Genomic DNA, 24,096 nt, shown 5'->3' on the forward strand with positions numbered 1-24,096 from the left:
TGTTTTAGCTCTTTTTTACGTATTCAACTTAACAAATCTATAACTATGCGTAACTAACACTTTTAATATCGCATATCCTGGAATTGCTAAAATAATCCCCATAATTCCAAATAAATTTCCAGCAGTTAAAATGATAAATATAATAGTAATCGGGTGAATATCTAACTTTTTCCCCATGACTTGCGGAGAAATAAATTTACCTTCTGCTAATTGTACAATCATCATAACGATAATTACTTTTAACACCATTGATGGCGAGTCGATAAATGCGATAATTAAAGCTGGTGTAATTGCAATGATTGGTCCTACGTACGGAACGATATTTACAATCATCGCTAAAATAGCGAGTAGTACCGCATATTTAATACCAATAATAAGATAACCGATTAATAGCATAATACCGATAAATAAACTAACAATAATTTGTCCTCTAATATACGAACTAATCGCATAATGCATATCATCTAGTATTCTCTTCGCAGCTGGTTGTCTTTGCTCAGATATAAACTTTAAAAAATGATTCGGTAATTGCTCACCATCTTTTAAAAGATAGAACAAAATAAATGGAACCATTACAAATGTTAAAACAACTTCAGTAATTGTACTTAAAAATCCAGTTACATTTCCTGTTACTGATGATAATGATTTTGTAAAGTTCATTGTAGAATCTTTTACGATATTAGCAAAATCAATATTTAAACTTTCCTGCATTCTACCAATTACATTACTTTCTCCAAATTTACGTGCTGCCCTTTCGATTTCATGCCCGAAATATGGCAAGTTATCTATTAAAGCATTTACTTGATCTTTAATAATTGGAATAACCGTGACCGCAAGAAAAACAAATAATCCAAGAACAATTATATATATCGAGGCAATTGACACAATTCTCGACACACCTTTTCTCTCTAAAAGAGAAACGAATGGATGCAATATATAAAATAGTACTCCCGCTAATAATACTGGGAAAAAGATTGTTTTTAAAAATACGACGAACGGTGTAAAAACGAATGATATTTTTGTAAGTAATAATATATTTACAAACAGCAACGCGAATCCAAGTAGTACAGCTAAATAATTTTGTTCTTTAAAAAACTTTTTCAACTTATCTCTTTTTCTTATATTTACTTTCTCCAAGTGTACCACCTCTCTAATTAGGAAAAGCCCTAAAAGGGCTTTATAAAACAATCAGTAATAGCCTTTATTTTCTTGCAGCTTTTACTACAAATGATACAATAAGAATTAACACAATTGCACCTAATAATGCTGGCACGACATGAATCCCACCAAATGATGGCCCAAAAGATCCAAATAATCTACTACCTAACCAAGCTCCTAGTAAACCAGCAATTATATTTCCAAACATACCAGCTGGAAAATTTTTACCCGTTATAGAACTAGCAATTATACCTATAATAGCACCAACTATTAATGTAATAATCCATCCCATTTTTAGTCCCTCATTTCTATTATAGTTTGTATTATCAAATACAAGAGTAGCTAAACTCTTATATAAGATTACGTATTTATCTACGCTAACCATATCCTACTATAGAAATATACCTACGAACATTTTATGTATGGAGATACATATATTATATGCAAAAAAGAAAAAAATTGTCAAACTTACCCACAAATCAATTATATTAATATATCATATTTAAAGGAGGTGTTATTATCTATGATTCATAAATTACTTCCCACTTCTTATGAAGTAGCATTATCCATTCTAAATGTTCAAATTCCAGCTTATAAAATTGAAGCAGACTTTTTAAACAGTACTGCAATACCTCGTTTATATGATACTGTAAACGATATTCAAAATTGTGATGAAACATTCTATGGATATTTCTCTGAAAATAAACTCGTCGGCTTTATTTCTTTTATACAAGAAGAAGAACTAATCGATATCCACAGATTAGTTGTATCGCCCGATTTTTTTCAAAAAGGAATCGCAACGAAACTGCTACTTTATATATTTAACATGTTCTCGTCTTCAATGACATACATTGTACAAACAGGTAAAGCGAATACTCCAGCTCTCGCATTATATAAAAAACACAGCTTCATTGAAGTAACAGATACAACACTACCTGATGGCATGATCCTTACGCAACTCAAAAGACAGAAAACACAAAATAATTTGACTTAATTATTTATTTATGTTATTTTTTACTTTATACAACCTTTTGCTGAGTCCATTTTTTGGAGCGGGGGAACCATTTTTGTAGCTATGCTACTTGGGGCGAATCTTTGTTAAGTAGGGAAACTCTCACTTCCCGAGTCCGACAGCTAACCTCGTAAGCGTAATGGGAGAGGAAGGTGCTTTTTGCCTATGTTACACACTTTGCCTCCTTAGTTATAAATATGGAATCGATATCAATCAGAAAACTATATTTATAGAAAAGGAGACTGGTACAATGTTACGTTTATCAGATCACGCAATAAAAATGATGGAGCAAAGACTTCGACTCGAACAACACCGCACATATCAAGCAAATAAAATTGTAGATAACTTACATCACAAATACTTCTTTCAGCATATTTTTCAGCCGAAAAGATAAAAAAATGTTTATTTAAAATTAAAAACACAAGGAATGTCTAAAAAGACATTCCTTGTGTTTTTTATATTTCCTGTGCTTTCTTTATAATATTCTCACTACATTTAAACTTGCTGTTATTGTACCCGCTATAGTAGTCACATGCCCGATACTTAATGGTCCGTTTTGTAATATTAACGTCGAATTCGCACTCGTTACATTTACAAGAAGCGTATTTGAAATGGATGGTTCCAGTATTACAGTTACTGTCGTTACATTTTGTATAAAGCTCCCTGTTACTTGTGTTCCATTCAATAGTAATCTTACAGATACTACTTCATTTCCACCATTTGCGTCTCCTTGGAAATAGTAGCTTACTAAATATATGCCTGGGGTGGATACTGTGACAGTCGTAGCACTAGTTAAAGATACACCAGTTCCATATAAAGTGGATCCCGAATTAATTGGAATATTGGCATTTGCTGCAATTGTACTTGTTGATGTAGAAAAGAAGTATCCACCACCTGTTGATATAGCGAATGATCCAGTTGGTCCAGTTGAGCCGGTTGCTCCCGTTGCTCCCGTCGCACCAGTTACTCCTGTTGCTCCCGTTGCACCGGTTGCTCCTCCTATTCCTTGTATTCCTGTCGGACCAGTCGCACCTGTCACTCCGGTCGAGCCGGTTGCTCCTGTTGGACCCGTTACACCTTGGGGACCTTGGATTCCTTGCGCGCCTTGAGGGCCGGTTGTTCCCATTGGGCCGGTTGCTCCCGTCGGACCCGTTTCTCCTTGGGGGCCTTGAATACCTTGGGAACCTTGGGGACCCGTTTCTCCTGTTTCTCCTGTTGCTCCCGTTGGGCCAGTGGCACCTTGAGGGCCTTGGATTCCTTGAGGGCCTTGAGGACCCGTTTCTCCCGTCGTTCCAGTTACCCCGGTTGGACCAGTCGGGCCTGTTGAACCGGTTATTCCTTGTATCCCTTGAGGTCCAGTTGGGCCGGTTGGACCAATTGGACCTTGGATTCCTTGTATTCCCTGAATTCCCTGTGGGCCAGTCGGGCCTTGAATACCCTGCGTTCCTTGAATTCCTTGCGGGCCCGTTGCTCCAGTTGGACCTGTTGGGCCCCCTGGACCTTGCACGCCTTGAATTCCAGTCGCGCCGGTTGGACCTATACCTCCTTGTGGCCCCTGTATTCCTTGAATTCCTTGTGAACCGGTTGGACCTGTTATACCACTTGCCCCTTGCACTCCTTGCACTCCTTGAAGACCTGTTGGGCCAATTGGACCTTGGATTCCTTGTAGACCCTGTAGGCCTGTTGGACCGGTTGCTCCTCTTACTCCTTGCTCACCTTGGATTCCTTGTATTCCTTGAGGACCTGTTGGACCGATTGGCCCCTGGGCCCCTTGCACTCCTTGAGGACCTGCCTGGCCTGTTGCTCCTATCGGCCCCTGTACTCCTTGTAAACCCTGTAAACCAGTTGGACCTGTTGCTCCCATCGGTCCTTGGGGACCTTGAATGCCTTGATCACCCGTTGGGCCTGTTGCTCCCATCGGTCCCTGTACTCCTTGTAAACCTGTTAAACCAGTTGCTCCAGTTGGACCTATTACACCTTGCACCCCTTGTAAACCAGTTGTTCCCGTCGCTCCCGTCGCTCCTGTAGCACCAGTTGCTCCGGTTGCTCCGGTCGGTCCACCAGGAGATCCAGCTGGTCCAGTTGCTCCGGTTGGACCTCCTGGTGGACCTGTTGGGCCCGTCACTCCCGTCGGACCGGTTGAAGAACCTGTTGGGCCAGTTACTCCCGTCGAGCCCGTCGGGCCGGTTGGACCGGGATCCCCTTGCAAACCTGTTGCTCCCGTCGGACCTATTACACCTTGCACTCCTTGGATTCCTTGAGAGCCAGTAGGACCTGTTGACCCCATATCACCTTGTGGACCTTGTAAACCTTGAACACCGGTTTCCCCCTGCAATCCCATCGAACCCTGGGTCCCTTGAATTCCTTGAGAACCAATTGGGCCAGATGAACCAATTGGCCCCTGTATTCCTTGTATACCCGTTACACCTTGTAAACCACTACTTCCTAAATTCCCTTGAATACCTTGTATGCCAGTATTTCCGGTTGGGCCAGTCGGACCAATTTCACCTTGTACTCCTTGTATACCTTGTATTCCTGCTGGACCTGTTGGACCAATTTCACCTTGTATTCCTTGGATACCTTGTATTCCTGTTGGACCTGTTCCTCCCATTGGACCAGGTATTCCTTGGATACCTTGTATTCCTGTTGGACCCGTTGGGCCCCTTTCTCCTTGAATCCCTTGAACACCTTGAATTCCCATTGGACCTTGAGAGCCCATTGGTCCTTGACTCCCTTGAGAGCCTCTTGGTCCAGTTAAACCTGTTGGACCTGTTGGACCAATCGCCCCCTGCACTCCTTGGATTCCTTGAATTCCTGTCGGACCTGTCGGGCCAATCGGCCCTTGTACCCCTTGTATTCCTTGCGGTCCAGTCGGTCCGCCTAAGGGACCTGACGGACCAGTTGGCCCAGTTGGCCCCGTAATACCTGACGGAAGAAAAGGAATAGGTGCTTGAAACTTACTACACTTATCTTGATTCTTCACAAGCATCTCCTCCCATGTATATATGGTGTATCAAACTAATTTCAATATATTTAAACTAGCTGTTATTACTCCTGCTAATGTCGTTACATGTCCTATACTTAATGGACCATTTTGTAATGACAAGGTGGAATTTGGAGAAGTAACTTCAATAACCATCGTATTCGAAATCGATGGTTCTAATATAAAATTACCTTTTGTAACATAAAGAATAAAACTCCCTGCGACTTGCGTTCCGTTTAACACAAGCCTTACCGAAATGGTTTCATTTCCTAAACTTGGATCCCCTTGAAAATAATAACTTATTAAATATATCCCCGGCGCACTTAACGTTATAGTTGTTGCATTTGTTAAACTAACTCCTACCCCAAAAATCGCAGAACCAGAATTTATTGGTATTAACGCATTGGCTGCAATAGCACTCGTTGCAGTAGAAAAGAAATAACCGCCCCCACTAGGTAAACCAGTTGCTCCTGTCGCTCCTACTATTCCCGAGAAACCTATAGATCCTATACTACCAGTTGCTCCTGTAAGTCCCACCGCTCCAATTGGTCCCTGACTTCCTTGTGCTCCAACTGGGCCAATACTACCACTAACCCCTGTCATTCCACTTACTCCTGTTGGGCCTTGTATACCTTGAATACCTTGGATACCTTGAATTCCGATTACTCCCGTTTCTCCTGTATTACCTGTCATTCCCGTAATTCCTTGTATCCCCATAATCCCTTGAACACCTTGCAACCCTTGTAATCCAGTCGCTCCTGTTTCACCCGCCTGGCCTATTTCTCCTGTTTCACCAGTAATTCCAACGCTTCCTTGAGGTCCTTCGGGGCCCTGACTACCTTGCACTCCTTGTATTCCTTGCGGGCCTGTTATACCGTCTTCCCCTACATTTCCTTGAGGACCCCTAATTCCTTGCGCACCTGTTGGACCTGTTATCCCTTGTATTCCTTGAAGACCTTGAACACCTTGAGCTCCTGCTGGGCCTGTTATTCCTTGGACCCCTTGAGAACCTTGCAAACCAATAGCTCCTGTTGGGCCTGTTATTCCTTGGACTCCTTGAAGACCTTGAGCACCTTGAGCACCAGTCAACCCAATTACTCCTTGAATTCCTTGCACTCCTTGTGCTCCTTGTACTCCTGCTGCTCCTGTTTCTCCTTGAATTCCTTGCACTCCTTGTATCCCTTGTGCTCCAACTTGACCTGTTACTCCTCGAATTCCTTGTGGACCTTGTACTCCTGCCGCCCCTGTTGCACCTATTGGACCGGCTATACCTTGTATCCCTTGCAATCCTTGTGCACCTGTTGGACCGATTATTCCTTGAATACCTTGAATACCTTTATGACCTTCTGCACCAGTTGGACCGATTTCTCCCTGCGGACCTTGTATTCCTTGTGGACCTTCTGCACCAGTTGCTCCTGTTATACCTCGGTTACCTTGAGAACCTTGCGCCCCTTGTACTCCAACTGCTCCAACTACACCTTGGGAACCTTGTGCTCCTCTAACACCTTGAGGTCCAGTTGGACCTGTTATCCCTTCTAACCCTTGCATGCCTATTACACCAGTTCCCCCTGTTCCTCCATGTGCACCAGTTTCACCCGTTACACCGGTTGGTCCACCTGGTGGGCCAGGGGGACCAGATGGACCAGTCACTCCACTAGATGGACCAATTGGACCTGTTGTTCCCGTCGGACCACCCGGTGGTCCTTCTGAACCTTGAATACCAACGCTACCCGTCGCTCCCGTTATACCGCTTATTCCCTTTATGCCTTGAAAACCTGTTGTTCCAGCTATACCTTGTATTCCTTGCACACCTTGTGGACCTTGTATACCTATTACACCTGTTATTCCCTGAGTTCCACTTATACCTTGAGAGCCTTGTATCCCTGTAGACCCTGTTGTTCCAGCTATACCTTGTATTCCTTGTGAGCCTTGGGGACCCTGCTCTCCAGTAATTCCTTGTATCCCTTGGGTCCCTTCGTCTCCCTGTATACCAGTACCTCCTTGCTCCCCTTGTATTCCTTGCCCCCCTTGGGAACCTTGGGGACCCGTTACACCTGAGATGCCGGTTTCCCCCACCTCTCCTTGCATTCCTTGTGCTCCTGTTTGTCCTCGCTCCCCTATTTCTCCTTGTATTCCTTGTGGGCCTTGTATACCTTGACTACCAATAGGGCCTGTAGCTCCTTGTATTCCTTGGGATCCTTGTACTCCAATATCACCAATTGGACCTTGATTTCCAATTAATCCTTGAGGACCTTGTAAGCCAATTTGACCAGTAACCCCTGACTCTCCAGTATCACCAATAGCTCCTTGTAACCCTTGAGCTCCTATCGTCCCTCTCTCTCCTTGGATTCCTTGTATCCCTTGAGGACCTTGTGGACCCGTTGCTCCTCTAGGTCCGGTGATTCCTTGTGGCCCGACTGGACCTTCATGCCCTTCAGTTGGACCAGTTGAGCCACTGTTACCAACAGGGCCAGTTGCTCCTATAAGCGGAAGAGGCAGTGCCACTCCGAATTTTTTGCAATTTCTATGATGACGCACAACAATCCCCCTTCCCAAAAATAATTACACTTTTTATATAAAATGCATTTTTACATTAAAAGTACATATTTGACCTCATTTTTTAAAAAATAAAGAAGCCTATCATTTCATTTGTTTGAAATGATAGGCTTCTTTTTATAAAACACTTTATTTCCTCGCCTTAATAATAAAAGTTGTCGGCACCATTCTAGCTTTATATAAAGAATAATATTTCGTAGAAGGCTCAGTTAGTTCTTGATCAAATACACGAGATGGTTCAGGTTCTTCTATTCTTTCAACTGTAAATCCAGTTCTATTTAACTCATTTATGTATGTACTTATTTTTCTCTTATATAATGTTGCTTGTACATTTTCTCCTTTAAATGTTTCAAACGTAATAGGGATTACACATTATAACCCGATTTCCCTTTTCTCTTCGCTCTGTAATTTTTCACTTTCGCAATTGTACCGCACGCTCTTCCTCCTTCGTCTCCAGCATACATACCACACCATCTTTTACTTCCATTACGCGAATGGTCGTAAAAGACCCAGTGGCAATCCGGACATGCTTTTAACCTTCCCCACAAATTTTCTTGAATCGCTATTAAAACAACGCTTAATATTTTTGTATACACATTCTCTTCGTGTATTGGTTCATATGTAATACCTTTCATATCTTCCTTTACATGTACTTGAAATGGGTATTTTTCTAACCACTTTTGCAACGATCCTTCCCCTTCAATTGTTAGCCGAATGTCTTCTCGAAAACGTTTCAATTCATCTATCGTATGAAAAAGAAACTCTTTATGAAAATGTTTTTTCATAAATTGCTTTATATCACCTTCTGTTTGCAACAAATCAATTGGCTCTCTCGTATCATTTGGTATTCTCCATGTATTTAAAAATCCCCGAATATATTCTAATTCATTTGGTGCGTTTTGATTCAATTCCATCCACCTTCTTCTTAAAATTTACTTTTTTCTGACTTTATGTATAATTATAATATAAAATAGTTAACCATCAAACAATTTTACCGGTTACAACATTAGGAGGAGTTCTATGAAAAGTTTCTCAATACCGATACGTTTCATGCTTATTTCTTCATTTTTTATGTCTTTTGGGTATTTTGCAGTATACGCATTTTTAGCTATTTATCTATTAAGCTTTCTTCATTTTTCTGCTGTTCAAGTAGGAACAGTGTTGACGGTTATGACAATCACATCACGAGTTACCCCATTATTCTCAGGATTAATCGCTGACAAAATAGGCTATATCATTATGATGATAGCCGGATTATTTTTAAGAGGAATCGGATTTATCGCTTTAGGAATATGCTCTGATTTCTATACAATTTCTATTTCTTCTGCACTTATTGGCTTCGGAACTGCATTTTACGAACCTGCTGCGCGCGCCATATTCGGCTCACAACCAGCTCATATGAGAAAAAATTTATTTACATATTTAAACCTTAGTTTTAATTGCGGTGCAATAATCGGACCAATTGCAGGAGGGTTCTTACTCTTACTCGATCCAATCTATGCTTTTTCTCTAACAGGATCTCTTATGCTGTTATTCGCTTTTATCTTTTACTTACTTAAAAATCACTTCCAAGTCACTACTGAAAACACGTCTATTACATTAGGGATACAGTCTATCTTACAAAACAAATCTTTCCTTTTGTTTTCATTTATTATGATTTTCTTCTATATTATGTTTACTCAGCTAACTGTCGCACTTCCACTTCATATGAAAAACATTAGTAATAGCAACCAGCTCGCTACACTAGTTATTACGATAAATGCAATAACAGGCGTCATATTTATGGTATTATTCCGGAAACTCTTCCATAAATACAACACACTTTCTATTATTAAATACGGTGTTTTATTAATGGGTATTTCCTTTTTACTCATTCCTTTATTCCAATATCCATATTGGCTATTTATTTGTGTAATTTTATTTACAATCGGTGAAACGCTCGTATTACCTAACGCTGATATCGCTATTGCAAATTACAGTAACGAATCGTATACAGCTACTTATTTAGGATTTTATCAACTATCACTCGCATTTGGTTTTATCGTTGGTAATTATACCGGTACATCGTTTACATCGAACTTAAACGGAATGTATACACCTTGGCTTATTTTCGGTACATTTGGACTTATCTGCTTTATTGCATTACATATTTTATATACTAAAAAACTTATTTCTAAAGAACATGAATCCCTATGTAAAGATACGAAACACCTTTAAAAAAATTACAATTTTCAAAAATTAGGAAATGCGAATTTACAATAATAAACGTATCTTTCAATACGATAAAAAACATAAAATCCTGAAGCTATCCCTTAAAGTAAATATACACCTGTTACATTTTACATATTATGGTATAATATTGTCAGATTAATAGCTATTTATCTATGTTCCACACTAACGGTCTAGGAATGACAAATCAAAAGGTTTTTAAATCAGGGGGGATCTTGTGAAAAAGATAAAAGGATTTAGCCTTCTTCTATTCATCCTAATCATTTCATCCGGATGTTCAACTATAGTAGAACAGTCTTTAGAAACCGGAGGCGGCAGTATTGAATTATTAACACCAACGATTACAACAAAAGATAATGAATTAGAAATTAAGACTGAAGGTATTGATGAAAATAAAGTAACTTTTATTTATGTTGCCAATAAAAAAGTATTGGAACAAAAAATAAATAATGGTGAATCCTACAAACTTAACATTAAAGATATCGAGCACGCTCATAGGACAGACTACAAGCCAAAAGTTCAACTTTTGCAAACGAAAGATGATAACGAAGATGGAGACTTGGCAACCTTTAAACAAGTTAGATATACAGTTAAAAAAAAGTAGTTTTATAGTTATTTCATTTAAATATAACAACCGAAAATATACTTTTAACAGAGGGTAAATATAAGAGGTGCTAATATGAAAAGACGATGGATTTTTTGGGGGATTGGTAACATATTTTGGATTACCACTTTTGGGATATTGGCAGCTATCATTTGGCTAAGAGAGGTTGATGGTGCTGGTGTTACTCAAACACCAGAGCTTAAATTAGTGGCATTCATCGTTTTATTAATTGCATTTATATCACCACTAATTATTCAAGTTGTATGGTTAATTGTTAATCTGAGAAAAAGCAGAAAAAAATAACGCAAAAAAAGAGAGGAATCTTTTTCAATATAGATTCCTCTCTTTTTTCTATGGGGATTATGCCGTGCTTTTAAAGCTGCACTACTCCCTTTTCTTTACAATGCATGTTCATCTTTCTTCTTCTTCAACAATGCTCTCTTTTTCATCGCCTTCGTTAAATATCCACCTTTAAACGAACGGATTTCATAAGAAGACATAAACGCTTTCGGTGCAATTTCATTAATAATTTCTAACAGTTCTTTTTCTCTAGAACGCTTTGCAACGATATCTAAGCGATAACGTATAGAATTTATTCCTTCACCCTCAAATACTGTAACGCCAAATCCAAAATGGCGTAATTCATTTACTAATTCATTACAACGGTCTAGTAAACTAACTTGATACGTAATATATCCAATTGCTAATTTATTTTCTATATAACCGCCTAATAATAGTCCCGCACTAAAGCCGATGACATAGGCAACAATGTTCATCCAATTTGATAAATCTTGAAACACAATACCTAAACTGACAATATAAATTGCTCCTTCTAACAATCCTACACCTGCAGCGGATCTTGTTTGATTCTTTACAAGCAAAATCGTACGGATTGTTAAAGTTGGAACGTAAATAATTTGAAGCACAAAAATAAGTAAAGCTTGTAACATTGGTATCCACCTCTTTCGCAAATTCTTTTGTCATGATAACATACATAAGCTTTAGAAATCGATGGGTTTTTTAATTTTTTTTAATTTTTTTTCATACTATTGAAATGCCCCCAAAATAAGCGTATTATGTTTGGCGTAAATTCGATAAGTACCAGTAAATCATTCGTATTATATCATTTATTTTTAAACGCAAAAAAGGAACCTGATTAGGTCCCTTTCATCAGAGCTCTATGTTTTTCGAAGCATTTTCCTTTTGCTTCTCTTCTTCTTTTACTAGCTGCATATTTGCATAGGCTAAATTCGCAATCATTAAAAAGTGTCCACCCAATATTCCAGTACCAAATGCCCACATTTCCATTTCATGCTCAATTTCAAACATAATGATAGCCCCTAATATTGCGGCTGCAAATCGGTTTAGAACTCCTAATCCAGGAGCCTTTTCTTTCATCACGATACTTCTTCCTAATTTCTCCACTCTGCGAGCTAATAGCCAAAGACAATATGCGCTAACTGCTAAACCGATACCGAACCCTGTCACTTGTTTCCCAAACGGAGTAACCGCCCACATTAGTAGTAAACCACTAAAGATCGTATACAATTGTAATCGATATACACGTAAGGCTACTTGAATCAAAATATCCGCTCCTAATTTCACATTTTATTATGTGTCAGAAGAAAAGCAGCAACTTACACAGTTGCTGCTTTCTCTTGTTCTTGTTCCATTTTTTGAATTTCAACACGTTTAATTTGATAAGCATCTTTTTCTAACACTTTAAATTCATAGCCTTCTGCTTCAACGTATTGTCCTTCTTCGATTTCATGATTTTGCATCATAATCCATCCACCGATTGTATCCACATCGTCTTCTTCAATGTGTAATCCAAACAAATCTTTTACTTCTGAGATAAGCACTTTTCCATCAACAATTTTATGATACTCGTTCACATGTTGAATTGGTGGTGCTTCATCTTCATCATATTCATCACGAATTTCGCCGACGATTTCCTCCAATATATCTTCAAGCGTTACAATTCCAGCTGTTCCTCCGTACTCATCATATAAAACAGCCATTGGAATTCGCTTCTTCTGCATTTGCAGTAATAAATCATGAATTGGAGTCGTTTCCATAACTTCAATAATCGGACGCATATACGTGCGAATCGATGATAAATCTTCTTGATCGTTGTTCATATATCGAATAAAGAAATCTTTTACGTTGACCATACCGATAATATCATCTTTATCTTCTCCAAAAATCGGATAACGTGTGTATCGTTCATTTTGGATTACTTTCATGTGTTCTTCTACTGAATCTTCAAGATAGAAACCAACGATTTCTGTACGCGGTACCATTATCTCTTTCGCGATGCGATTATCAAATTCAAAGATATTATTTACATACTTGTATTCAGCTTGATTAATTTCGCCACTTTCATAGCTATCTGAAAGAATAAGACGTAATTCTTCTTCTGTATGAGCTACTTCATGTTCAGAAGCTGGTTTCAAACCGAATAAACCAGTTATAACACGAGCTGAACCGTTCAATACCCAAATAAATGGATACATGATTTTATAGAACATCATTAACGGAGTTGCCAATAACAACGTTACTTTTTCAGCCTTTTGAATTGCCAGCGTTTTCGGAGCTAATTCCCCTACTACAACGTGTAAATATGTCATTAGCATAAAAGCAAGACCAAAAGTTAATACTGATGAAATAGAAGGATTTATGTTCCATTTCTCAAATAACGGGTGTAATAACTTTTCGATTGTCGGTTCACCTAACCAACCTAATCCCATCGCTGTAACTGTAATACCTAATTGACAAGCAGATAAATATTCATCTAAATTTGTTGTTACCTTTTTCGCTGCTAAAGCACCGCGTTTCCCTTCCGCAACAAGCTGATCAATACGACTTGAACGTACTTTTACAATCGCAAACTCTGCTGCTACGAAAAATCCAGTAAATGCGATTAAAATCGCAACCATGACTAAATTAAATATTTCCAATGAATCCCCTTAGTTAAAAAACTAAGGTGTCCACCTCCTGTATACTATAATGTTTTCTTATTTGTTCGTTAGAAAACATAGCCCGATACAAAAATTAAAGAGGTCGGATTTCACTTATTCTATAATAATAGAGCAAGTGTCTGTATTAAAGCTGTCGTTTGACCAGATAAAGATTTCGATATTTTTTCACGTTGTGAATCAGTCAATTCATCTAAAAGAGGCTTTAACTCTGTTAGTTCTGCTTCTAATCTATGAATATGGTCTGTCACTTCATTCACATGTTTCGAAACGTGTTCATTGATACCGAGCAGCTTCTTCTTCTCCTCGATCTTCTCTTTAATCTCACAAAGCGGCATATGCATTTCTTTGCACTTCTCAATAAATTGTAATGTCTCAAATGCTGTTTCGTCGTAATAGCGATAATTAGATTGAGATCGCTCCGCTTTTAAGATACCTAGATTCGTATAATAATCAATCGTTCGTTTCGACACGTGAGCCATGAGAGCCAACTGTCCGATTCGATACACCTTCCCAACGATCTTCCCCCCTTGTTTATATTACTACTATCATACAGTACATAAACTGTACAGTCAAACGTGATGGTTATCATTTACAAATTATACAAATTTCTAAATTTCATCCTTTATTAATAAAAACAATTAATCTATAACTATACAGCTTTTTCCTTTCAACCTTTCTTATTTAACAGCATACCTTACTAATAACGATTGCTTGTATAGGAGGAGATTAATATTAAAAAAACTATCATTTCTCATTTTTATAATGAAGAATACCTACTTCCATGGTGGCTTATGCATCATACAAAAATATTTGATCACGGCATATTAATTAATAGAGGTTCTACTGATCGTTCCGTAGAGATTTGTAAATTATTCGCACCCCACTGGGAAGTGCGAGATTCCAGATTTCTTGAGTTTGATCCAACAAATACTGATATTGAAGTGATGGGAATTGAAAGAGAAATTTCAGGTTGGAAAATCGTTTTAAATACTACTGAATTCTTTTGTTGTAATAATACAGAAGAGTTTTTCTCATCTCTTCATGCACTAGGACAAAATATGTATGCGATTAGAATGATTTTAATGATAGATAGCCATAAGTACAATTATTCAAAGCCAAGATACTCTATCCCATTAGTAGAACAACGATACCACGGCGTCTTCCCTTATAACCCAAAAGCCGGATGTGCCTGGAGATTTATTCACAATCATCTAGATGGTGCATATTTACCTGGTAGACATTATTCGCGGCACGGGAATATAGTTTATGACTATCCTTCATTTATTTTAAAATTTTATTTTAGCCCTTGGAATGAACAGTCAAAGGCAAGAAAATTACAAATTACACCTACCCTTTCAAAAATAGGTGTTCAAATGGGACTCCAAACACATTACGGTCAATCTCCTGAAGAACTGGAAACACGTTTTTTAGAGCTTAGTAACGTAACTCAAGACCTCCGTAATAATCCTGAATATCAAGAATTATTTCCAAAGTTTAAACCATAGTGTTTTTTGCATGGTCATCACCTCACACCATTTCATCCGCTTAATCAAAAACAATCTCATTTGCATAAAATATGAATACTGTATATATTATAAATTTTTATTTTAGGAGGAAAAAATGAAAGCTGTTATTCTTGCTGGTGGATACGGTACAAGAATTGGGGAAGAAACACATTTAAAACCAAAACCTATGATTGAGATTGGAACAAAACCTATTCTATGGCACATTATGAGTTTGTTTAGCCATTATAGGATCACTGAGTTTATTATTTGCTTAGGCTATAAAGGATATGCAATTAAAGAGTTTTTTCTAAATTACAACTTACACATGTCAGATTTCACAATACATTTAAGCGATAACACAATTACTAGCCATTCTCATCCTATAGAACCATGGAAAGTTACATTAATTGATACTGGTCTAAATACCGAAACAGGTGGACGAGTTAAAAAGATAAAAAATCATGTTGGAGACGAACCTTTCTGTCTCACTTATGGTGATGGATTAAGTAATGTAAATATAAAAGAACTTATTGCATTTCATAAAAAACACGGAAAAATGGCTACTGTTACAGCCGTACAACCTCCTGGTAGATTTGGTTCTCTCGTTTTAGATAAACAATCTGTCACATCCTTTCAAGAAAAACCACTAGGTGATGGTGGATGGGTTAACGGTGGATTTTTTGTTTTAAATCATGATATTTTCAATTACATTAGTGGAGATAAGTCTGTTTTTGAAACCGAAACTTTAGTTCAGTTAGTAAACAAAAATGAACTGGCAGCATTTCAGCATACTGGTTTTTGGCATCCGATGGATACATTGCGCGATAAAAATAAATTAGTCGAGCTATGGGAAAATAATGACGCTCCATGGAAGGTCTGGTAATATGACTTCATCATCTTTTTGGAATAAGAAAAAAGTATTTATTACAGGACATACTGGCTTTAAAGGCTCATGGCTCACCCTTTTTTTAACTTCTTTAGGCGTAGAAGTAATCGGCTACTCTTCTCACCCTCCCTCAACTCCTAACCTTTTTGAACAATGTAACGCAGCAAAAGAGTGCATTACAATTGAAGGAGACATTACAGATTACGATTCTTTATTCCATGCCATAAAACAGCACAAACCTGATATGATATTTCATTTAGCAGCTCAACCAATCGTCACCACTTCATACAAAGATCCTATTGATACATTTAAAACAAACGTCTTAGGCACTGTTCACGTATTAGAAGCAGCAAAGTACGTCGAAAGCGTACGTCTCATTATTAATGTTACGAGTGATAAATGTTATGCGAATGATGGGAGCGGTAATCGAGCATTTGTAGAATCCGACCGTTTAGGGGGCTACGATCCATACAGTGCTAGTAAAGCTTGCGCTGAATTAGTTGCAACATCATATCAAAAATCTTTTTTTCACACGAACACCCTTTCACTCGCCTCAGTAAGAGCAGGCAATGTCATCGGTGGTGGTGATTGGGCAGAAAATCGCTTATTCCCAGATATCATTCGTTCATATTTACAAGACCGTCCTTTAAGTATTCGAAACAAAAATGCTATCCGATCGTGGCAACATGTTTTGGATCCTTTACATGGATATATCCTTTTAGCTGAGAAACTTTGGAAGCATAAAGAGTATGCAGAAGCATGGAATTTCGGACCAATTAACGAGGCTAACAGAACCGTCCATGATGTCATTCAATCTGTAATAAAATTATGGAATAAACCATTAACAATACTTTCTCCCACTATAAATACTCCTTATGAATCACCTATTTTAACACTCGATAGTACAAAAGCAGTAAATAAACTGGACTGGACTCCTAAGCTATCCACAGAAAATGCTATCGCTTGGACCGTTGAATGGTACGAAAAATATGCATCCGGTGAAAATATAGAATCATTCACACGACAACAAATCGATGCATTCAAAAATTTATAAGGAGGCTATAAAATGGAACAAAAAAAATGCCGTTTTTGCCACTCATTGTTAAAAGATACTTTTATAGATTTAGGTGTTTCCCCTCTCGCTAACTCATTTGTAGCTCCAGAAAACTCATATAAAATGGAACCTTTTTATCCACTGCATACATTTGTTTGTAACTCTTGTTTACTTGTACAATTAGATGAATTTGAATCCCCACAAAATATTTTTCATGACTATTTATACTTCAGCTCTTACTCCTCGAGTTGGCTATTGCACGCTAAACAATACGTAGAAATGGCAATTAAGCGTTTCAACCTAACGAAACATTCAAAGGTTATTGAAATCGCAAGTAACGATGGTTACTTATTACAATACTTCCAAAAAGAAAACATCAATACTACTGGAATTGAACCAGCGAAAAATGTAGCAGAAATCGCTATACAAAAAGGCGTTCCTACTAATATAAATTTTTTCAGTAACGACTTAGCAAAAGAATTAATAAGCAGTAGTCCACAAGCTGATTTAATTATTGCAAACAACGTATTAGCCCACGTTCCAAACTTACATGATTTTGTCGCCGGCTTAAAAACATTATTAAAACGAGATGGCACTATTACAATTGAATTCCCGCACCTATTAAATCTCATATCTTTTAAACAGTTTGACACAATCTATCATGAGCACTTCTCTTACTTCTCACTTATAAGTCTTCAAAAAATTTTAGCTCAGCATCATTTACAAATTGTCGATGTGGAAGAACTTTCAACGCACGGTGGTTCATTGCGTATTTTTATAAATCATCTAAGCGCCCAATCAACTATCCATTCCAATGTTACAAATTTAATAAAAAAAGAAGTGGATCACGGACTAGACACATTAGATTGCTACCTCCTTTTTTCTAAATGCGTAGAACAATTGAAAATAAATATTTTAAAGTTTTTGGTTGAAGCAAAAGCTTTAAACAAACAAATTATCGGTTACGGTGCTCCGGCTAAAGGAAACACCCTTTTAAATTATTGCGGGATAGGAAAAGAATTTCTAGCTTATACAGTAGATAAAAACCCTCATAAACAAAACCTCCTTCTACCAGGAACCCGTATTCCAATAAAATCTCCAGAAGAAATTAAACGTACAAAACCTGATTACATTCTCATACTTCCTTGGAATTTGAAAGATGAAATTATGAAAGAATGCTCTTTCATTCGTGAATGGGGTGGGAAATTTTTAGTGACGATTCCGGAAGTTGAGGTGATTGAGCCATGAAGAAGATCCTTGTAACAGGTGGTAGTGGATGGATCGGTAAATATATTTTACATTCCCTTATACAAAAGGGCTATGAAGTGCACGCCACCTACAATAAAAATAAACCTTCTCACCTTTCCTGCCATTGGCATAAAGTAAACTTACTTTGCGATGAAGAAGTAAAAAAACTCATTTACGACATGAAGCCTAGTCATCTCATTCATTTAGCTTGGGAAGCAGTGCCGCCAGCATGTTATATATCTATTAATAATTACTATTGGCTTCAGTCTAGCATCTCATTGATTCAACACTTCACAACATGTGGTGGAAAGCGGGTCGTTGTTGCAGGTACCGGCGCAGAGTATGAGTGGTTTAACGGTGTATTATTTGAAGGTTCACCGCTTCTTTCCTATAAAACCCCGTATTCATTATGTAAAAACGCACTGCACTCCTGGCTACAATCGTACGCACAACAAACCAACCTTAGCATTTGTTGGGGACGAATTTTTCATATGTATGGCCCTTACGAACATGGCAGTCGACTCGTTTCTAACATTATCACTTCCTTATTAAAAAACGAAGAAGCACTATGTACACATGGAAAACAATCAAGAGATTTCCTCCATGTGGGTGACGTCGCTGACGCTCTTGTAACATTATTAAGTTGCAACGTTACAGGCACAATAAATATCGCCTCTGGTCAATCTGTACAAATTAAAGAATTAGCTTCTATCATTGCTAAAAAGATAGGAAAGGAAAACTTAATTAAACTAGGTGCTATCCCTTTCCCTAAAGATGAACCTTTATTTGTTGGTGTTAATGTGGAACGTTTAAAAAGCGAAGTGAACTGGAAACCAAAATACGATTTGAACACTGGAATTGAAGATACAATTTTATGGTGGGAATCATTTATAAAAAAGCATAACGATATGCATCACTGAAACGCAGATCCTTTGTTCCTCCCGCTAGTTCTCTATACCATGCTTCTAATCTATCAGGTGTAATAATATGATGCGTCCCCATTCCCGCATGTATACTACCTTGAGAAAGAGTTGGCCCGATTTGTAATTTGCGCCTTTTGATCGCATCATTCCACGGACTAAATCCAAACCATACAATACATGCAAGAGGTGGGTAATTCATAGACTCATGCATAGTTAAATGTCTTCCAGCCGTATAACTTCCATATTCGTGATTGTGAATGAACCTCCCTCTTCTCCACAGCTCCCAATCTTCAGGCAAGTAACCGTGAAATCGCTGTTTCATTAGAGAAATACTATACCTAAGTTTTGGATAATTATAGTTTGGATTTTCTACCATTATAAGGCCTTCTAACCCGTACATCCTCCCTCCTAAGTCTTTTAGTGATTTCCAGAACTGCTCTTTATCTTGTACACAAAAAAACTCAGTCGTATTTAAAATTATTTTCCACCCTTCTACCTCTTGTTCAACCCCCATTACTTCACGATCTGTTGCTAGTGCATCAAATTCTGGATTTTCAGAATCTCGCACTTCCCAATGCGGTGCGAACTTTTTGCAAATTTCCACAGAGCGATCTGTAGAACCTTTATTAATTAAAATACCATGATCAAACAGTTTCGTATGATGCATAAGCCACCACGGTAATAAATACTCTTCATTGTAAAAATGAGAAATAACGGTTGTAGTTATAATAATCTCCTCCTCTTTCTCTATTAATCTACTTTTTCATCCTACTCTTAATATACTTATCAGTTATGTAATTGGTTTCTTTTATTTTTAAAATATGTTTTTCTACCATATACTATGCTTTCTTCGACAACCACCATTTTCTAAAGAATCAACTCCGTACAATTAACATCCCAATAAACTGAAAATTAAGTTATAATATCATTATAAAATTATGAAGGAGGAATGCGCTCATGTACTACAACACTTCATTCGAAAACGATCAACCTGTAGGCCGTCTATAATCTAAGACGGGCATTCATATAACAAGTGCACCATGCCTCGTCTTAGGGAATAAATCATAACCCTAAAAATAGACGGAGGTCATTCAAATGAAACAAACCATTTTAGGAGCTATATGTTTATCACTAGCAGCAAGTATTTGGGGCGGTATGTACGTCGTTAGTAAATACGTACTCGACTTTATTCCGCCACTTACACTCGTTTGGCTACGCTTTATTATCGCTTTTGTTGTTTTATATGCGATTTTGAAAACAACTGAAAAAAAGCAAAAGAAAAAAGTAACCATACACAAAAAAGATTGGCTATTATTCGCTTGGATTGGATTCATCGGGTATTTCATTTCGATCACATGTCAATTTATCGGAACGAAATTATCCGATGCTCATACAGGCTCCTTAGTGACATCAGCTACACCTGCATTTATGGTTATATTTGCAGCGCTCCTTTTAAAAGAGAAACTAACTGCTCGTAGACTTTTATCAACTATAATAGCGACAATCGGTGTCATTATCGTTATCGGATGGGATATTGAAATCGGCTCCTATTTTATCGGTACAATCATTTTAGTTGGAGCCGCTATTACGTGGGCTTTACTATCCATTTATGTAAAAATCGCTTCCGCTCGATTTTCATCTTTAATTATTACAACGTACGCAATATTTTTTTCACTCTTTTTCATTACACCTTTTATGGTATGGGAATTCCAAACAAATCCTATTGAACATATGAACATGTATGTAGTATTAGGCGTACTCTATTTAGGAATCGTCTCAACCGCAGGTGCATTTTTTCTTTGGAATAAAGGGTTAGAATTAATGGATGCTAGCATCGGTTCATTATTTTTCTTCTTCCAACCTATCGTCGGTTCAATACTTGGCTGGCTCCTATTAAATGAGACGTTAAGTAGTAACTTTTTCATTGGTGGTATCCTTATTATATGTAGTGTTATAATTACTACTTTTGAAAAGCAAAAATAGTATAAAAAAACAGGCAGAGACTTAGTCTCTGCCTGTTCGCATAATTGGGTCTTGGTCGTGAAAACCGATGCAAATTGGTATACTACTTTGTAATCCACTGCATGCACTTATAAAACTACACACCGTTCTTGCGATTAAATATAAAGTAATACCTACAGCCTTTTTATCTGAATCAAAGCCATTTTCACCATAAATATCAGCTAACTCTCCTAAAGATGGTCCTTCTATTTCATCCGTCCAATCACTTGCCCAATCCTCATCTTCTTCTTCAAGAAACATGTAATCGTCACAAACATAGAACTGACTATCCCACTCATTATCAAGATCATATTCAAAATAAATTGCCTTCGCTTCTTCACTTTCAGCGACTTTTAATGCTTCTTTCAAACCTATCCTCATACTTTCCTTGTATGAATCTAATGGAATCAGTTTAATGCGCTCCGCATCCTCACTTGACGCTAGTGTGCGACAAATATCATAATACTTCAATTCTATTTGAGATACTGATAACAAAAATACATCTTCCTGTATTTCCTCTAAATACTGAAAAATATCCACACTATTACAACTCCCTACACTTTACGCACTCCAATGCGCTGGACGAGACAACACTTTCGGTAATTTCGTATGTTTGTCCCCTTTCGCCGCATTAATTTGAACTTGCGTAAGAAAAATACTATTTGTAAAGTCTGCTCCGCGAATATCTGCATCTCTTAAATCTGCTCCGATGAGATCTGCTCCTCTTAAATCTGCTCCATTTAAGTTAGCCGCAATTAAATACGCTCCTCTTAAATTCGCCCCTTGTAAATTTTTCTTTTTCAGATTTGCTCCCATAAGATCTGCTCCGCGGTGACTGATTCGTTTTTTACGTGCAACATTCATTTCCTTCCATACTAATTCACTCGTCTCTAAAAGGAGAATGTTCACTTCTGCACGGTGTAATGGCACATTTACTTCCATTAACTCATCTGGACTTAAATTAGAAAGACGCTCTGTCTCTTCAATTGCTTCCTTCAGCTCTTTATGAATTGTCTGCGTCGACTTTAATAGAATAGCCTCATTCAAATACCACAGCATTTCATGAAGTTGATGCATTACTGGAAAAACATTATACATTTCTCTCGCATGCTCAGCATCTTTCCGCCAATCAATTCCTTTAAACGTAACTTGAGAAATTTTTTGTCCAGCGCCGAAACATTCAAATACTGTACAACCTTTATACCCTTTTCCTCTAAGATCTCTATGTATACTACATTTATAATCTGATTGTAATTTTGTACAAGGTTTACCACCATCTTTATTCACCGCAAAATCTATTGATGCTGCAAACGGTAATGCTACACAACATAATCCAAAACATTTTTCACAATCCGCTTTTAAACTATTGTAATTTACATCCTCTTCTACACGAAAATAGTCGTTATGATTAGTCAAAATATATACCCCCTGTTGTCTTTTGACTATTTCATAATATTCCAACTGCACTAAATAATCAATTTTAAAACAAATGGACCTATTTCATTTCAAACAACAACATAATCCGTCTATTTCTTTTCATTTAAAAAGGACACCCACTACAATATTAATTATAATTAAATTAAGAACTTTCAAATAACGAGGAGGATTACGATGGCATTAGAAATGAAAACAAACTGTCAAATTTGCGACCATTCCCTTCAGCCTGATTCTGAAGCATACATATGCGTGTATGAATGTACATTTTGTGCACCATGTACAGAGGAAAGACAAAACGTTTGCCCAAATTGTGGCGGCGAGTTAGTACGTAGACCGAAGAAGAAATAGAAAAAAGCAAAGCGATATCGCTTTGCTTTTTTCTGTTTCTGGGGTATATAGAAATTCTACCAATCACAAATTAAACATTTAAAAACTTAACACAAACAGGCTCTGGTACAACAACATCAGATTGTAACAGTGTTAACTTCCCTGTCGTTTCATTTCTTGAAAATAGCACAAGATTATGTGACTTTTCATTTGTAGCAATAAGAAATTTTCCAGTAGGATCTAACACAAAGTCCCTCGGCCAATTTCCTTCTGTAGATGTATGTGCAACAAATGTAAGTTCACCTGAGTTTTGATTTACACTGAAAACAGCGATACTATTATACCCACGATTCGCCGCATATACAAAACGGCCATCAGAAGAAATATGAATAGCACTTCCTTGACTATTTCCATCAAATTCTTTTGGAACTGTAGAAATATACTGCAACTCTGTAAAGGATCCTTCTTCCGGATAATATGTTAACACAATGACTTCCGAACTAAGTTCAGTCATCACATAAGCGTACTTTCCATTTGGATGAAAAGCAATATGTCTCGGACCGCTTCCTGGGTTCACAGACAAGCTATTCACTTCTTTTAATGTACTATCTTTTATTCCATATGTAATTATTTTATCAATCCCTAAATCAACACCTACCACATATTTTTCATCAGGAGTATATCCCGCGTAATGTGCATGTGGTTTTTCTTGTCTTTCTTTATTTGGACCTGAACCTTCATGTGCCATAATAGATGAAGCAGGATTTACAGTTCCATTTTCTTCATCTACTTCAAAAGACTCAATCGTTCCTTTATGGTAATTCGCTGTAACTACCGTTTGATTTCCACTATCCACACTAATATGACAAGGAGAAGCCCCTTCTACTACTTGTCTATTTTGTTCCTCTAGCTCTCCAGTATGACTATTAATCAAATAAGCAGCTACACCACCAGCTTCTCCTTCTTTTACAACAGAATAGAGATATTGATTATTTTTGCTAATCGTTACATATGTAGGGTTATCCAGCTTAGCCGCAAGTGTTACATTACTAACTTTTTGCGCTTCCGTATGTAAAGTAAAAGTATATATTCCTTCACTATTTTCTTTCGTGTAAGTTCCAACATATCCAATAAACTCTTTGTTATCCGTCATTTTCATAACCCTCTCCCTATAGTTTTTGTTCATCACACT

Annotated in this window: 25 protein-coding genes, 1 pseudogene and 1 riboswitch; of the genes and pseudogenes, 12 read left to right on the forward strand and 14 right to left on the reverse strand. The window is 37.5% G+C overall.

The window, feature by feature from the left end:
• Positions 1-15: 15 nt before the first annotated feature.
• Positions 16-1,137 (reverse strand): AI-2E family transporter, encoded by a 1,122-nt coding sequence (locus JFU23_RS04270; protein ID WP_133059517.1) that lies wholly within the window; start codon positions 1,135-1,137, stop codon positions 16-18.
• Between the two features lie 64 nt (positions 1,138-1,201).
• On the reverse strand, positions 1,202-1,450 hold the full coding sequence (locus JFU23_RS04275) for a GlsB/YeaQ/YmgE family stress response membrane protein (RefSeq protein ID WP_002033357.1): 249 nt from the start codon (positions 1,448-1,450) through the stop codon (positions 1,202-1,204).
• 231 nt (positions 1,451-1,681) lie between these two features.
• Here JFU23_RS04275 and JFU23_RS04280 point away from each other — a divergent pair, with 231 nt between their 5' ends.
• Entirely contained in the window at positions 1,682-2,152 is a 471-nt protein-coding gene (locus JFU23_RS04280; RefSeq protein WP_201031462.1) for a GNAT family N-acetyltransferase, read from the forward strand.
• A gap of 28 nt (positions 2,153-2,180) precedes the next feature.
• Positions 2,181-2,323, forward strand: a riboswitch (cyclic di-AMP (ydaO/yuaA leader).
• A gap of 97 nt (positions 2,324-2,420) precedes the next feature.
• Positions 2,421-2,564 carry a hypothetical protein gene (locus JFU23_RS04285; protein ID WP_000945244.1) on the forward strand — a complete coding sequence of 48 codons (144 nt, stop codon included), beginning with the start codon at positions 2,421-2,423 and terminating at the stop codon, positions 2,562-2,564.
• Positions 2,565-2,645: 81 nt separating this feature from the next.
• On the opposite strand, the gene JFU23_RS04290 is transcribed toward JFU23_RS04285, so the two are convergent.
• The 4 genes and pseudogenes from JFU23_RS04290 to JFU23_RS04305 all read right to left on the reverse strand — a co-directional run bounded on the left by JFU23_RS04290 (position 2,646) and on the right by JFU23_RS04305 (position 8,617).
• Positions 2,646-5,159 carry a BC_3345 family exosporium-associated protein gene (locus JFU23_RS04290; protein WP_201031463.1) on the reverse strand — a complete coding sequence of 838 codons (2,514 nt, stop codon included), beginning with the start codon at positions 5,157-5,159 and terminating at the stop codon, positions 2,646-2,648.
• 24 nt (positions 5,160-5,183) lie between these two features.
• Complete coding sequence (locus tag JFU23_RS04295) at positions 5,184-7,691, reverse strand: collagen-like protein (RefSeq protein WP_201031464.1); 2,508 nt, start codon at positions 7,689-7,691, stop codon at positions 5,184-5,186.
• Between the two features lie 147 nt (positions 7,692-7,838).
• Positions 7,839-8,072: pseudogene (locus tag JFU23_RS04300) on the reverse strand (SAM-dependent methyltransferase); the annotation flags it as partial.
• 2 nt (positions 8,073-8,074) lie between these two features.
• Positions 8,075-8,617, reverse strand: a complete 543-nt coding sequence (locus tag JFU23_RS04305; RefSeq protein ID WP_085311951.1) for a CGNR zinc finger domain-containing protein — start codon at positions 8,615-8,617, stop codon at positions 8,075-8,077.
• 112 nt (positions 8,618-8,729) lie between these two features.
• On the opposite strand from JFU23_RS04305, the gene JFU23_RS04310 reads away from it, so the two are divergent.
• From JFU23_RS04310 to JFU23_RS04320, 3 genes are all read left to right on the forward strand, one after another.
• The gene (locus tag JFU23_RS04310; protein ID WP_201031465.1) at positions 8,730-9,926 is read left to right on the forward strand and encodes an MDR family MFS transporter; all 1,197 of its coding nucleotides are present in this window, start codon (positions 8,730-8,732) and stop codon (positions 9,924-9,926) included.
• Between the two features lie 229 nt (positions 9,927-10,155).
• Positions 10,156-10,542 carry a hypothetical protein gene (locus tag JFU23_RS04315; protein WP_201031466.1) on the forward strand — a complete coding sequence of 129 codons (387 nt, stop codon included), beginning with the start codon at positions 10,156-10,158 and terminating at the stop codon, positions 10,540-10,542.
• Positions 10,543-10,617: 75 nt separating this feature from the next.
• Positions 10,618-10,845, forward strand: a complete 228-nt coding sequence (locus JFU23_RS04320) for a DUF3923 family protein (RefSeq protein ID WP_201031467.1) — start codon at positions 10,618-10,620, stop codon at positions 10,843-10,845.
• 95 nt (positions 10,846-10,940) lie between these two features.
• On the opposite strand, the gene JFU23_RS04325 is transcribed toward JFU23_RS04320, so the two are convergent.
• The 4 genes from JFU23_RS04325 to JFU23_RS04340 all read right to left on the reverse strand — a co-directional run bounded on the left by JFU23_RS04325 (position 10,941) and on the right by JFU23_RS04340 (position 14,029).
• Positions 10,941-11,492: a DUF2179 domain-containing protein gene (locus JFU23_RS04325; protein ID WP_002033341.1), complete on the reverse strand. Its 552-nt coding sequence runs from the start codon at positions 11,490-11,492 to the stop codon at positions 10,941-10,943.
• 220 nt (positions 11,493-11,712) lie between these two features.
• A complete protein-coding gene (locus tag JFU23_RS04330; RefSeq protein WP_002084378.1) occupies positions 11,713-12,126 on the reverse strand; it encodes an ATP synthase subunit I in 414 nt (137 codons plus the stop codon).
• Positions 12,127-12,179: 53 nt separating this feature from the next.
• Complete coding sequence (locus JFU23_RS04335) at positions 12,180-13,502, reverse strand: hemolysin family protein (RefSeq protein ID WP_002137356.1); 1,323 nt, start codon at positions 13,500-13,502, stop codon at positions 12,180-12,182.
• A 119-nt stretch (positions 13,503-13,621) separates the two neighbouring features.
• Positions 13,622-14,029 (reverse strand): MerR family transcriptional regulator, encoded by a 408-nt coding sequence (locus tag JFU23_RS04340; protein ID WP_071747471.1) that lies wholly within the window; start codon positions 14,027-14,029, stop codon positions 13,622-13,624.
• 225 nt (positions 14,030-14,254) lie between these two features.
• Between JFU23_RS04340 and JFU23_RS04345 the strand changes: the two genes are divergently transcribed.
• From JFU23_RS04345 to JFU23_RS04365, 5 genes are all read left to right on the forward strand, one after another.
• Complete coding sequence (locus JFU23_RS04345; RefSeq protein WP_137057847.1) at positions 14,255-15,028, forward strand: glycosyltransferase family 2 protein; 774 nt, start codon at positions 14,255-14,257, stop codon at positions 15,026-15,028.
• Positions 15,029-15,143: 115 nt separating this feature from the next.
• Positions 15,144-15,911: a glucose-1-phosphate cytidylyltransferase gene (gene rfbF / locus JFU23_RS04350; RefSeq protein WP_201031468.1), complete on the forward strand. Its 768-nt coding sequence runs from the start codon at positions 15,144-15,146 to the stop codon at positions 15,909-15,911.
• A 1-nt stretch (position 15,912) separates the two neighbouring features.
• Positions 15,913-16,968 (forward strand): CDP-glucose 4,6-dehydratase, encoded by a 1,056-nt coding sequence (gene rfbG / locus JFU23_RS04355; RefSeq protein WP_201031469.1) that lies wholly within the window; start codon positions 15,913-15,915, stop codon positions 16,966-16,968.
• A gap of 12 nt (positions 16,969-16,980) precedes the next feature.
• The gene (locus JFU23_RS04360; protein ID WP_201031470.1) at positions 16,981-18,216 is read left to right on the forward strand and encodes a class I SAM-dependent methyltransferase; all 1,236 of its coding nucleotides are present in this window, start codon (positions 16,981-16,983) and stop codon (positions 18,214-18,216) included.
• A complete protein-coding gene (locus JFU23_RS04365; protein WP_201031471.1) occupies positions 18,213-19,136 on the forward strand; it encodes an NAD-dependent epimerase/dehydratase family protein in 924 nt (307 codons plus the stop codon). The genes JFU23_RS04360 and JFU23_RS04365 overlap by 4 nt, the downstream gene beginning before the upstream one ends.
• Here the strand turns inward: JFU23_RS04365 and JFU23_RS04370 are convergent.
• Entirely contained in the window at positions 19,105-19,866 is a 762-nt protein-coding gene (locus tag JFU23_RS04370; RefSeq protein ID WP_307838477.1) for a glycosyltransferase family 2 protein, read from the reverse strand. The genes JFU23_RS04365 and JFU23_RS04370 overlap by 32 nt on opposite strands.
• A 368-nt stretch (positions 19,867-20,234) precedes the next feature.
• On the opposite strand from JFU23_RS04370, the gene JFU23_RS04375 reads away from it, so the two are divergent.
• Positions 20,235-21,122: a DMT family transporter gene (locus JFU23_RS04375; RefSeq protein ID WP_085311960.1), complete on the forward strand. Its 888-nt coding sequence runs from the start codon at positions 20,235-20,237 to the stop codon at positions 21,120-21,122.
• Between the two features lie 21 nt (positions 21,123-21,143).
• Here the strand turns inward: JFU23_RS04375 and JFU23_RS04380 are convergent, their stop codons facing one another.
• The gene (locus JFU23_RS04380; RefSeq protein WP_085311961.1) at positions 21,144-21,680 is read right to left on the reverse strand and encodes a hypothetical protein; all 537 of its coding nucleotides are present in this window, start codon (positions 21,678-21,680) and stop codon (positions 21,144-21,146) included.
• Positions 21,681-21,701: 21 nt separating this feature from the next.
• Positions 21,702-22,556 (reverse strand): pentapeptide repeat-containing protein, encoded by an 855-nt coding sequence (locus tag JFU23_RS04385; protein ID WP_085311962.1) that lies wholly within the window; start codon positions 22,554-22,556, stop codon positions 21,702-21,704.
• A gap of 195 nt (positions 22,557-22,751) precedes the next feature.
• Between JFU23_RS04385 and JFU23_RS04390 the strand changes: the two genes are divergently transcribed.
• Positions 22,752-22,925 (forward strand): DUF1272 domain-containing protein, encoded by a 174-nt coding sequence (locus tag JFU23_RS04390; RefSeq protein WP_001162783.1) that lies wholly within the window; start codon positions 22,752-22,754, stop codon positions 22,923-22,925.
• Positions 22,926-22,995: 70 nt separating this feature from the next.
• Here JFU23_RS04390 and JFU23_RS04395 read toward each other — a convergent pair whose 3' ends face one another.
• Positions 22,996-24,057: a lactonase family protein gene (locus JFU23_RS04395; protein ID WP_002167935.1), complete on the reverse strand. Its 1,062-nt coding sequence runs from the start codon at positions 24,055-24,057 to the stop codon at positions 22,996-22,998.
• Positions 24,058-24,096 lie beyond the last annotated feature (39 nt).

Origin of the sequence: Bacillus sp. TH50, assembly GCF_016650565.1 — a bacterium.
GTDB classification, from domain to species: Bacteria; Bacillota; Bacilli; order Bacillales; family Bacillaceae_G; genus Bacillus_A; species Bacillus_A mycoides.